This window comes from Nitrosospira sp. Nsp11, assembly GCF_900142705.1.
Lineage (GTDB): Bacteria > Pseudomonadota > Gammaproteobacteria > Burkholderiales > Nitrosomonadaceae > Nitrosospira.
Genome location: NZ_FRBV01000016.1, coordinates 55,160 through 65,636 on the forward strand (window position 1 = coordinate 55,160; position 10,477 = coordinate 65,636).

Genomic DNA, 10,477 nt, shown 5'->3' on the forward strand with positions numbered 1-10,477 from the left:
ACAGCAGAGCGATGAATCGTCTTGCTATTAAGTATGATTGCCGGAAAAACGAGGCAAGAGGGATTCCCTAGCTGGGATCTCGAACGTCAGGTATGAATGATTTGATAATGGGAGCAGTATCAGCTCTGGCAGGTGCGGGAGCTAACACATCAGTTTTTCGACCAACTTATCAATAAAGTCCACCTGTGCCGGATTGATACGGCGATAAGGTTTGAACCGCCTCGGCTTTCATGGAGGCTGGTTGGTTTAAGTTAGACCTCTACCGTGGCTTTTTCTGCCTGCTGCCGATAATAATTTTCCTCGGCCTCAACCGGTGGAATATAACCGATGGGTTCGAGCAGGCGTTGATGGTTGAACCACGATACCCATCCCCTGCAGAAAGGGTGTTATCGTCAGATCCGCCGGATTATGCCGGGGAATATCGTATTATCAATTCAGATGATCTGGACGTCCTGTTTATGAATCATCGGAATGTCGAATCTTGGTGCTAAAATGCCGCGGTCACATCGACCAGTTCTATATCGGCAGCCACCAATCTTTTATCGAAGAATTTGGAAGCATTGACAGCAAAGCGCACAGGATCGTCAGTTGCCAGTATTTTAATTTGACCCCCTGTTCCCGTAATTCCCGAAAGTTGCCTGGCAGCCGCTTTACCGCTGTTGATGAGAGTGACAGATGGTCCAAGAATGTCCTGGAAGAGAGCTTCAAAAACAGGAAAATGAGTGCACCCCATAATCAATGTGTCCGGAGCCTCGGCTGTGTCGAATATGGGATCAAGATACTGGCGGATTGTAGCTGTGGCAATCGGACCTGAAGACCAACCCTCTTCCGCAAGAGCAACCAGCATCTGACAGGCTTGGGACGATACTTTTATATGAGGATTGATTTTTTTAAGTTTCTTTTCATATATTCCGCTCTGGATCGTGCCGAAGGTAGCGATAACGCCGATATGCTGATTCCTTGTTGCCTGAACCGCCGCTGCCGCAGCTGGCTCAATCATGCCGATCACTGGCAGCGGAGCCGCCAGCGCGCGCACCACATCCAGCGCATGAGTCGAAGCGGTATTGCAGGCGATCACGATAGCTTTTGGATTATAGTTCAGCAGAATTCTGCACAAGCTTTGGCTATAACGCTGCACGGTTTCAGGACTTTTGGTTCCATACGGAAGACGAGCCGTATCTCCTAGATAGACATAAGATTCTTGCGGGTAACGCTTTTTCAGCGCCTGAAGAACGCTTAATCCTCCGATACCGGAATCGAATACAGCTACGGGGGAAAATATTTCTGACACTATGGAAATCAGCTCCTCGCTTCTGCCAATCCTCTATACCAACCTGCCACGGCGGCGGGCGCGAGGGGTACCCCTAGAGGCAAGGTTAAGAAAATACTCACACTCGTTGAGTTTGTCGTCTGGGTCTGGAATGGCAGACATATCAACTTGCTCGAGCAAGCCGCCGAGATCAGTCATCCCACATTGAAAATGTGCCTGTCGCGCATGCGCGTTAATATTTAGCTGCGCTAATTGGATGGCCATAAGGATTGCTTCGTAAACAATGCAATAATTCAGAAGCCGCCGATTCTAACCCTGAATGTGATTCATTGAGTGCCGTGGCATACTCAACCAACGCTTTATGGCGAGCATTTGCATGTGATTCGTGACAGGATTACGCGTTTCCTGGAATAAGAAGCAATCACGCTCCCACTGTTGCAAAAGATCATTATTCAGGCGTACCGTATCAATCATGAGAATCAACAGGGTCGGACTCGATTGATTCTCGAACGCATCGGAGATGTACTCGAGGAAGAAAAGATTAAGGGGACAACGTGTTTGTACCCACCGGTCCATGTTGTTGCGCAGCTTGTCGGCGCTGGAGCCGTTGTTTTCCGTTGTCGCTTTTGCCACCAGACCTCCCTTGAATTACCAGTATGGATCCGGTGGTTCCATCAAGGATAACGGAGAAATAACATTTATATTTAGCAGAGTAACGCCGTGCTAGCCGTGATCGCTAATGACCTTCACTGTATTTCGCATCGTTTTTTTTGCAGAGTTGCCGCCAAGTTGCTACTTAGGCGGCCCCACAATATAAAAAAGGATTAGCGGTTAAGCTAATCCTCTGATTAGGTGGTGGCCAAGGGCGGAATCGAACCACCGACACAAGGATTTTCAGTCCTCTGCTCTACCGACTGAGCTACTTGGCCATTTGAAACATATTCAAATACGACGCGGATTCCACGGGAAATTCGCACAGTATAGGTTTTTAGAAGTGCGCAATTCTAGCACAGCGTATAACTCATTGGAACACGCGTCAATTGGCACGGTGGTCTCAAAACTGGGCTTAAAAAGGGCAGAGCAGCGATGAATATCTGATGAAGTTTAAAACCGAATGATGGGTTGCGCTTTACTCCACCCATCCTACCAAAGCGGTACGGACTCATTATTCAAAAATCCACTGTCTAGACCCACCCGAAACGAGCTACAATTCAGCGTTTTAGCAGTCGCAAGCCATGCGTGTTTCTCGCGGCATTCCCGCTCAGGCAGAAGCGCCTGTTGCGCTCACCATAGGCAATTTTGATGGGGTGCACCTAGGCCATCAGGCTATGCTTGCCCGTTTGAAGGAAGCTGCCGCGAGGCTCGGCCTGACGTCTTGCGTGATGATCTTCGAGCCACACCCGCGCGAATTCTTTGCGCCGGACAAGGCCCCTACCCGACTCACGAGCCTGCGGGAAAAACTGGAGTTGCTGGCGGCAGCAGGCGTGGAACGAGTGCAGGTGTGCCGCTTCGATTTCGATTTTGCGAGAATCAGCGCGGAAGAATTTATTGTCGGTATTTTGCAACAAAGCCTTGCCGTGCGCTGGATGCTGGTAGGCGACGACTTTCGCTTTGGCGCCCGCCGGGCCGGGGATTTTGCCATGCTCAGGGAATTTTCCGCGCGGTGTGGTTTTGAAGTGGAAGAAATGCCGGGCTATGTCGTGGATGGTGTAAGAGTTTCGAGCACGGCGGTTCGAGGCGCATTGGCTGCGGGCGACCTGAACTTTGTGAAGCGGCTGCTGGGGCGGCCTTATAGCATCAGCGGTCGGGTGGTGAGTGGCGCGAAGCTCGGCAGGCAGATCGGGTTCCCCACTGCCAACATCGAGTTCAAGCATAACCGGCCCCCGCTGTCGGGAATTTTCGCGGTCGAAGTCGAGATGAAAACCAAGGGAACAGCGGGTTTATTCTCTCCAGATTCAATTCGGGGGGTAGCCAGCCTGGGCGTACGCCCGACAGTGCATGAGCATGGCAAGCCGGTGCTGGAAGTTCACCTTTTCGATTTCGCTCAGGAAATATACGGCTGCCACTTGCGCGTGCGTTTTCTTCATAAGCTCCGGGATGAAGAAAAATATCCTGACCTTATTACGCTTACTACGCAGATTGGACGGGATGTAGAGAATGCCAGAGACTACTTTAGCTCAGCGTCCTCGGCATCTTCTGCCGCCACAAGAAGCCTGCTGCACAGATCGAACTGATATCCGCTATATTCCAGATGATATGACCGACTATAAAAAAACGCTGAACTTGCCTGATACGCCTTTCCCCATGCGCGGCGACCTCGCCAGGCGTGAGCCTGTGATGCTCAAGGCATGGCAGGAAAAGAATCTTTACCAGAAGATCCGGGATGTTTCCAGAGGCCGCCCCAAATTCGTGCTGCACGACGGCCCGCCTTATGCCAACGGCGATATACATATTGGCCATGCGGTGAACAAGATCCTCAAGGACATTATTATCAAGTCAAAGACGCTTGCTGGCTTCGATGCGCCTTATGTGCCGGGCTGGGATTGCCACGGCTTGCCGATCGAGCATCAGGTGGAAAAAAAATACGGCAAGAATTTGCCTGCGGATAAGGTGCGTGAGCTATGCCGTGATTTTGCAGCACAGCAGGTTGCGCGACAGAAAGCGGATTTTATCCGGCTAGGCGTGCTGGCGGAATGGGACCACCCTTATCTCACCATGAACTACAGCACCGAGGCGGGCATTATCCGCGCATTCGGAAAAGTCCATCGCCGGGGATACGTCTATCAGGGACAAAAACCCGTTAACTGGTGCATGGACTGCGGCTCCGCGCTGGCGGAAGCGGAAGTGGAATATGAAGACAAGACGTCTTCGGCGATCGATGTGAAATTCAGGGTGATCGATACCGAACAATTCTGGAAAAAGGTTTTGGGTTCGCATGATTCTGCTCCAGCGAATTTAGCTGCTAAACAAGTGTATGTGGTGATCTGGACGACAACGCCCTGGACGTTGCCCGCTAATCAAGCGGTGAGCCTGAACCCTGACGAATCTTACGTTGTGGCCGATGTCGGTAGTGAGTGTTTACTTATTGCCGAGGCTTTGATGGATAGTGCGCTCGGACGCTACGGTATGGATAGAAATGGAGTCAGCATTGCCGGAAGGTGTACCGGGGCCGAACTTGAAAATATGCTGCTACAGCATCCATTTTATCCACGACAGGTTCCGATAATCCTGGGAGAACATGTCACGATGGAAGCCGGGACGGGTGCGGTGCACACGGCTCCGGCACATGGCGTCGATGATTATGTTGTGGGCCAAAAATATGGCTTGCCGGTTGAGAATCCGGTTGGCGGTGATGGGCGATTTTTTGAGAATGTGCCCCTTGTCGGCGGGCTTTCCGTATGGAAGGCCAATGATGTGGTGATCGAGGTGCTGGAGAAAAACGGTCTTTTATTGAAGGCCGATAAACTTCAGCACAGTTACCCGCACTGCTGGCGGCACAGAACCCCTATTATCTTCCGCGCAACGCCCCAGTGGTTTATTGCCATGGATAAACGGGTGGGCGATACGGATCAGGATGGGGCTGGCCGGACGTATCAGACGTTGCGGGAATCGGCCATGGCTGCGGTTGAAGCGACGGCGTTTTACCCGTCCTGGGGCCGTGCTCGTTTGGATGCGATGGTGAAGAATCGGCCCGACTGGTGTGTTTCGCGCCAGCGCACCTGGGGTGTGCCGATGGCGCTTTTCGTTAATAAGGAAACCGATGAACTTCATCCCCGCACGGATGAGTTATTGGAGCAGGTGGCGCAGCGCGTGGAGCGAGAGGGAATCGAAGCATGGTTTAGCCTGGATGCTGCGGAACTGCTGGGTGAAGACGCGCAGAAATACAGGAAACTGACGGATACGCTGGACGTGTGGTTCGATTCGGGCACGACGCATGAAACGGTACTCAAGCAAAATGCTCAACTCGGTTACCCTGCCGACCTTTATCTGGAGGGCTCCGACCAACACCGCGGCTGGTTTCAATCCTCCCTCTTGACCGGTTGCGCCGTCAACGGCCGCGCACCTTACGATGCATTGCTCACGCATGGTTTTGTGGTGGATGGCCATGGCCGCAAGATGAGCAAGTCGAAAGGAAATGTCATTGCGCCACAGAAAATAATGGATACCTCAGGAGCGGATATTCTTCGCCTTTGGGTGGCTTCTACCGATTATTCCGGCGAGCTGTCGATATCCGATGAGATTTTGAAGCGGGTGGTGGAAAGCTATCGGCGCATACGCAATACGTTGCGTTTTCTTCTTGCGAATCTGGCTGATTTCGACCCGGCCGTCGACACGGTGGCGGTAGAGCAATGGCTGGAGATAGATCGCTATATGCTGGCGTTCACACGCAAACTTCAGGATGACCTGACCGAAAGTTATCGGAACTATGATTTTCACCTGATCGTACATCGTCTGCATAATTTCTGCTCGGAAGATTTGGGTGGCTTCTACCTGGACATTCTCAAGGATCGGCTTTATACCGCAGCTGCCAAGGGTATCCCGCGCCGTTCGGCCCAAAGTGCGCTTTACCATATTGCGCATAGCTTGGTGCGCTTGTTTGCGCCTATCCTCAGTTTTACTGCGGAAGAGGTCTGGAGCCATCTGGCAGGCGATATGCAGGACAGTGGGGACAGCGTGCTGCTGTATACATGGCATGAGTTTCCTTTGCAGCGCGATGAAAGCGTATTGATGCAGCGCTGGGCCAGGATTCGCGAACTGCGCTCTCAAGTGCAAGGGCGGCTGGAAGATTCGCGTGGCCAGGGGAAGATTGGTTCGTCGCTTGCTGCCGAGGTTGAAATTCATGCCGCTGGGGATGATTTCGCGTTGCTTGATTCGCTCGGCGACGATATGCGGCTGATATTCGTCACATCCGCGGCGCGGGTGATGCGTGCAGAGGAGAATGCGGGGAAAGAGGAAATTTCGGTCACCCCATGTGTTCACCCGAAATGCGAACGCTGCTGGCATTATCGTGCGGATGTTGGCATTGATGCCGACCATCCGACGATATGCGGCCGATGCGTATCAAATCTATATGGGTCAGGGGAGATACGACATTATGCCTGAGCATGCTGCGCTTATCATGGCGCGCCGGGTACGATGAAGCTGCAGCTTAGCTTGATTCTGGCACTGATCGTGCTGGTGCTGGACCTGGCGACCAAGCATTGGGTGGAGTCCGCGCTGGTTCACGGACAGCAGATTCCGCTGACGGACTTTTTTAATTTGGTGTTAACTTATAACGCGGGGGCGGCGTTCAGTTTTCTCAGTGATGCCGGTGGTTGGCAACGTTGGTTTTTTACCGGCATTTCGGCGGTCGCTTCGCTGCTGATCATTTACCTGCTACGTAAACATGCGGCCGACCGGCTTTTCTGTATCGCGCTAAGCCTGATACTCGGAGGCGCGCTCGGTAATTTGTGGGATCGGATCACCTTGGGTCATGTGGTCGATTTCCTGGATTTTCATGTAGGCGGCAATCATTGGCCCGCGTTTAACGTGGCGGATTCCGCAATCTTTATCGGTGCAGTTTTAATGGTGATCGAAAGTTTTCGCCATAAGGAACTGGACGCGGGAAAAAGCGGAGGATAATGCTACAGAATATTGGGGCCGAAGTTTTTCCGGGGCTGCCACATCACATCTTCCACGCCGTTCTGGCGGTTCAATACGCGGCATAGCACGAATAAAAAATCGGATAAGCGGTTGAGATAGCGTACATGGTATGTCACCGCTGTTTCGGCTCTGTATAGCCTTACCACGCATCTCTCGGCGCGGCGGCAGACGGCGCGTGCGACGTGACATAAAGAAGCGGCCCGGGTTCCACCGGGGAGTATGAACTCCTTCAGCGCAGTCAATGGGGCATTGTAGTCATCAAGTTGTTTTTCCAGACGGCTGACTTGCGCTTCGCTCATCGTTACGCGTCCAGGAATACTCAGATCGCCGCCCAGATCGAACAGGTCATGCTGGATGTCTTCCAGGTTGTTGCGCACTTCCTCCTCAAGATTTTCTGCGAGCAAAACACCCATAAAACTGTTGAGTTCGTCGACGGTGCCGATAGCCTCGATACGCAAATCATCCTTAATGGATCGCGTGCCGTCACCTAGTCCGGTTGTGCCATCGTCGCCGGTGCGGGTATAGATTTTTGTCAGGCGTTTTGCCATGCTTCAGGTCATCTGCTAATAAGCACTGATAGGATTTCGGCGGATGGGAACGGACGCGAGGAGCGGCAGCATGGCGTGACTACTGGTCTTGCTCGGGCTTGCTCGGTGATCGCGGCCTGAATAGCGCAGCCAGGCGCTTATCCTGCTGTCTGTGGGGCGAATGATCCGGTTGTTTGTTCCGCGAAGAAGACGCCGCTTCAGGGTTATCGGCGTGCTGGGCCGCAGTCGTGCTAGGTATATAAGGTTGGCTGAATAATGGGTCTTCGGGCGTTGTGGAGCCTCGCCGCTGCGGGCCGGCGTGGTCTCTGGGGCGCTTGATGTCTTTGCCATTTCGCGGATGCAATGCGGAGTGCGCGTCATCAGGCCGATCAGAGCGTTTGATAGCGTTTCTCTGTTCTGGCCGCGTCGATTTGTTGCGATCTGGTGCGCGATGTCTACCTTCAGATTCCGCGGATTCTACAGAATGGCCGTGGGCATCTGGCTCGAATCCCGCGACGACCGTGGAGTTGAGCTTGAATTTGAGGAGCTTCTCGATACCCTGGACCAGCTCGGTCTCATCCTCACAAACTAGTGAAATAGCGTCTCCTTTTGTGCCCGCGCGGCCTGTACGGCCAATCCGATGAATATAGTCCTCGGGCGTCGTGGGCAATTCGAAGTTGACCACATGCGGCAGATCTTCGATGTCCAGCCCGCGCGCGGCAACGTCGGTCGCCACCAATACGCGAACTATGCCTTCTTTGAATTCTGCCAGTGCCTGGGTGCGTTGCGGCTGAGTCTTGTCGCCGTGAATTGCTGTCGCAGTGATTCCATCCCTTTCCAATTGCTCCGCCAGACGGCTGGCGCCGTGCTTGGTGCGGACGAATACCAGAACCTGTTTCAAGTCTGCCGATTCGATAAGGTGGGCCAGCAACTCGCGCTTGCGCGTTCTGGACACTGGGTGCACCACATGAGTTATCAGTTCTGCAATGGAATTGCGCCTGGCTACCTCGATCAATTCCGGATCTCTCAAAAGAGTGTTTGCAAGCTTCTTGATCTCTTCGGAGAAAGTTGCCGAGAACATCAGACTTTGACGCTGCTGCGGCAGCAACGCCAGGATGCGCTTGATATCGGGCAGGAAACCCATATCCAGCATGCGGTCGGCTTCATCCAGTATCAGGATCTCGACCTTCGACAGGCTCATTGTCTTCTGCTGGATATGATCCAATAGGCGACCGGGCGTGGCAACGAGAATTTCCACGCCAGCGCGCAAATCTTTCGTCTGGGGTTGCATATCCATGCCCCCGTAAACGACGGCACACCTGAGAGGCAGATATTTACCATAGGTTTTTACGCTTTCGTACACCTGAACGGCCAATTCACGCGTGGGCACCAGGATCAGCGAACGAATCGGATGCCTTGCAGGCGAGGCGCTGGCGCTGGCGCCAGGTTGCAACCGGCTCAGCATGGGCAACGTAAAGCCTGCGGTTTTACCAGTGCCTGTCTGGGCCGCTCCCATGATATCCTTCCCCTCGAGTATGAGCGGGATGGCCTGAGCTTGAATTGGTGTAGGTTCAGTGTAGCCTTGATCGGCTATGGCGCGTAGAATTTCGGGCGATAGGTTGAGTTGAGCGAACGACATATCCATTATTGCTTGCCCACCCGGCAATCGCTACTAGGATAGTCCAGATGGAATAGTTTAAAAAAGAAGGTTGAATACAAAAAAAAGTAATGACAAAAGATTTTGGTGTTGCCCAGAGTCTCCGGGATTCTGGCTTTACCGGATGCTTCACCTGGTAACCGTAGGGCATCACCAGATAAGGCATTGCTAGATAACCTTAGGTTGGACTCATCGAAACTTAAAAAATTCATCTAATCATTTCTCGCGCCTTGCTGGATATTTTTGGGCTTCTCTGTTTTAAACCACTCGCCGCTCTTTTTGAATCCATTCAATAAGGCGGGCGCGGCACCGATTGCCACGGCATCGACGAGGCAATACCAAGCTGCCACGCCGCTAGGCGGATTTCCCTGCGATAACCCGAGAACGGGTTCTATCGTTGCCCATCTCCAGGTTCCCACTGCCGTACCGATCAGTTCCAGCCAGGTAGTGATAAAGAAGGCGGCCAGATAAACCATAGGCGAGCGGCCTTTGAACAGGTAGATCAGAAAAACACAAAACAGTAGTGCACCGACTTGATCACCCTGCGAGGGATAGCCGCTGATTCCCCAGATTGACCACGCGCCACAGGTCAATACCACAAACATCGCTATCTTGCGCGCGTGGGTCAGGAAGAAACCGGAGCGGGCAAGTGCGACAGCCGTCAAGTACACCATACCGTGACCGGGTGGAACGTAGGCTGGCACATTGCCAAACCGATAAGTGTAGCCTTGCATATAGATGGAGGCGAAGTGTTCACCAAGCGTAGCAAATGCAACCGCTATGATGACCTGCATCCGTACTTCCTTATTTTCTCCCAATAGCAAGCCGAACAAGAATGTCCAGGCGATAAGGCCCATGTTTCTTTGTTGTTCCATGCTCCCGCTGGCATCCAGGTTCAAGCTGATCGCCACGCATACGAATGTAAGGGTCGCGATGAAATAATCGCGTATCCGGTGGGGAGAGTTCGTATTCGGTAGGGGGAAATTGCGTAGCATTCTTTACTTACTCGGATAAATGTCCTGGCTTGGTATTGATCTGGTTCAGGACCGGGGATTTTCTTTTGAAGTTTTTAAATCGAGGACGAGCAATCAGATTATTGCACATCCACTCCAGAGATGGGATCGGACCCTTCCATCGAATTTCCGTGTTGGCATGTGGAAATAGCGGGATGATTGCTTGATGTAATTAAAACCGCTGCTCCCGCGTGAATACGGGAAGCAGCGGTTCGGGTGAATAGATGAGGTGTGTCAAGTGCTGTAGCCGAAGCGATCCGGCTTACTCACTCCTCCTCATCCTCCTCCTCGTCGTCCTCATCCTTTTTCTCGGGCTTGAGGACCAGTTTGCCCTGCTTCTTGCTCTCGTTCAGGTCGGTCTCGGGGG

9 protein-coding genes and 1 tRNA gene are annotated in these 10,477 nt (G+C 52.7%); 3 read left to right on the forward strand and 7 right to left on the reverse strand.

The window, feature by feature from the left end; translation table 11 throughout:
- Window positions 1-487 precede the first annotated feature (487 nt).
- The 4 genes from murI to BUA28_RS13780 form a co-directional block, all read right to left on the reverse strand.
- A complete protein-coding gene (gene murI, locus BUA28_RS13765) occupies window positions 488-1,291 on the reverse strand; it encodes a glutamate racemase (RefSeq protein WP_178298058.1) in 804 nt (267 codons plus the stop codon).
- 33 nt (window positions 1,292-1,324) lie between these two features.
- Complete coding sequence (locus BUA28_RS15980) at window positions 1,325-1,534, reverse strand: hypothetical protein (protein WP_072768688.1); 210 nt, start codon at window positions 1,532-1,534, stop codon at window positions 1,325-1,327.
- Window positions 1,535-1,579: 45 nt separating this feature from the next.
- Window positions 1,580-1,903 carry a hypothetical protein gene (locus BUA28_RS13775; RefSeq protein ID WP_072768689.1) on the reverse strand — a complete coding sequence of 108 codons (324 nt, stop codon included), beginning with the start codon at window positions 1,901-1,903 and terminating at the stop codon, window positions 1,580-1,582.
- A gap of 220 nt (window positions 1,904-2,123) precedes the next feature.
- Window positions 2,124-2,199: transfer RNA gene (locus BUA28_RS13780), tRNA-Phe, on the reverse strand.
- Window positions 2,200-2,505: 306 nt separating this feature from the next.
- Here BUA28_RS13780 and BUA28_RS13785 point away from each other — a divergent pair.
- From BUA28_RS13785 to lspA, 3 genes are read left to right on the forward strand one after another with little or no spacing between them, the layout of a single operon-like run.
- Window positions 2,506-3,504 carry a bifunctional riboflavin kinase/FAD synthetase gene (locus BUA28_RS13785; RefSeq protein ID WP_072768690.1) on the forward strand — a complete coding sequence of 333 codons (999 nt, stop codon included), beginning with the start codon at window positions 2,506-2,508 and terminating at the stop codon, window positions 3,502-3,504.
- Between the two features lie 22 nt (window positions 3,505-3,526).
- Window positions 3,527-6,373: an isoleucine--tRNA ligase gene (ileS, locus tag BUA28_RS13790; RefSeq protein WP_072768691.1), complete on the forward strand. Its 2,847-nt coding sequence runs from the start codon at window positions 3,527-3,529 to the stop codon at window positions 6,371-6,373.
- A 33-nt stretch (window positions 6,374-6,406) separates the two neighbouring features.
- Complete coding sequence (gene lspA / locus BUA28_RS13795) at window positions 6,407-6,892, forward strand: signal peptidase II (protein ID WP_072768692.1); 486 nt, start codon at window positions 6,407-6,409, stop codon at window positions 6,890-6,892.
- Window positions 6,893-6,894: 2 nt separating this feature from the next.
- Here lspA and BUA28_RS13800 read toward each other — a convergent pair whose 3' ends face one another.
- The 3 genes from BUA28_RS13800 to BUA28_RS13810 form a co-directional block, all read right to left on the reverse strand.
- Window positions 6,895-7,461 carry a cob(I)yrinic acid a,c-diamide adenosyltransferase gene (locus BUA28_RS13800; protein WP_072768693.1) on the reverse strand — a complete coding sequence of 189 codons (567 nt, stop codon included), beginning with the start codon at window positions 7,459-7,461 and terminating at the stop codon, window positions 6,895-6,897.
- Window positions 7,462-7,540: 79 nt separating this feature from the next.
- The gene (locus BUA28_RS13805) at window positions 7,541-9,079 is read right to left on the reverse strand and encodes a DEAD/DEAH box helicase (protein WP_072768703.1); all 1,539 of its coding nucleotides are present in this window, start codon (window positions 9,077-9,079) and stop codon (window positions 7,541-7,543) included.
- Between the two features lie 230 nt (window positions 9,080-9,309).
- On the reverse strand, window positions 9,310-10,092 hold the full coding sequence (locus tag BUA28_RS13810) for a hypothetical protein (protein WP_072768694.1): 783 nt from the start codon (window positions 10,090-10,092) through the stop codon (window positions 9,310-9,312).
- Between the last annotated feature and the right edge of the window lie 385 nt (window positions 10,093-10,477).